Origin of the sequence: Microcystis sp. LE19-84.1B (assembly GCF_027531875.1) — a bacterium.
In the GTDB taxonomy this organism is placed as follows: Bacteria; Cyanobacteriota; Cyanobacteriia; order Cyanobacteriales; family Microcystaceae; genus Microcystis; species Microcystis panniformis.
Genome location: NZ_JAPZSR010000437.1, coordinates 1 through 1,085 on the forward strand (window position 1 = coordinate 1; position 1,085 = coordinate 1,085).

2 protein-coding genes are annotated in these 1,085 nt (G+C 37.8%); both read left to right on the plus strand.

The features are described from left to right. A partial coding sequence (locus O9324_RS24520) for a DUF4351 domain-containing protein (RefSeq protein ID WP_288141564.1) occupies positions 1–615 on the plus strand: 615 nt, incomplete at its 5' end. 50 nt (positions 616–665) lie between these two features. Next, positions 666–1,085, plus strand: a 420-nt coding sequence (locus O9324_RS24525) for an RpnC/YadD family protein (protein ID WP_288141565.1), incomplete at its 3' end; no start/stop codon positions are given.

Sequence of the window (1,085 nt, forward strand, 5' to 3'; positions counted from 1 at the left end):
GATTTTAAGGTATTAGAATTTAACTATCAAGTAGTGCAGTTAAATCGATTAAATTGGCGAGATTTTCTCAATCAACCGAATCCGGTTGCTTCAGCTTTGATGGCGAAGATGAACATTGCCGAGAAAGAGCGAGCCAAGGTAAAAGCGGAATGTCTGCGCTTGTTAATCACTTTAAGGTTAGATGCGGCGAGAATGCAATTAATTTCCGGATTTATTGATACTTATCTCAATCTAAATACGGTGGAAGAGATACAATTTCAAGAAGAGATTAGCACATTTAGTCAACCTGTACAGGAGGGAGTTATGCAAATTACCACCAGTTGGATGCGTCAAGGTATTGAACTAGGTATTGAACAAGGTATCGAACGCGGTATCGAGCAAGGTATCGAACAAGGTATTGAACGCGGTATCGAACGAGGTATCGAACAAGGTATTGAACGGGAAAAGACATTGATTATTCGTCAACTTAAACGCAAGTTAGGGGAGATTAATCCTTCATTAGAAACTCAAATTATGGAGTTAAGTATTGATGATGTCGAAGCATTAGCAGAAGCTTTATTCGATTTCTCTACAGTTGAAGATTTAATCAATTGGTTAAATACTTTAACTGCTTAGTTTTGACGTTAGCGATCGCCTTCTGACAACAACCCACTAAAATTGTCATAATGAAACAAACAACCGCCAATTATGATGAACCCTGGAAAGAAGCATTAAGCGAGTATTTTGAAGCGTTTTTATACTTCTTTTTCCCCGAAGTTCACCAACTAATTGATTGGACACAAATTCCCGAATCCCTAGAAAAAGAACTCAAACGGATTTCCGCTTCAGCAAGGACAAAAAAACGTTTTGCTGACAAACTCTATAAAGTTTGGTTACTCAGGGGTGAAGAAATCTGGATTTTGATTCATATTGAAATTCAAAGTCAATACGAAGAAAATTTCCCCCAGAGGATGTATATTTATAACTATCGTGCCTTTGATTTGTATCAGAAACCGGTTATCAGTCTCGCTATATTAGGAGATGAACGAGTAAATTGGCGACCAGATTCCTATAATTATACTATCGCTGGTTGTGAAGTCAGCCTC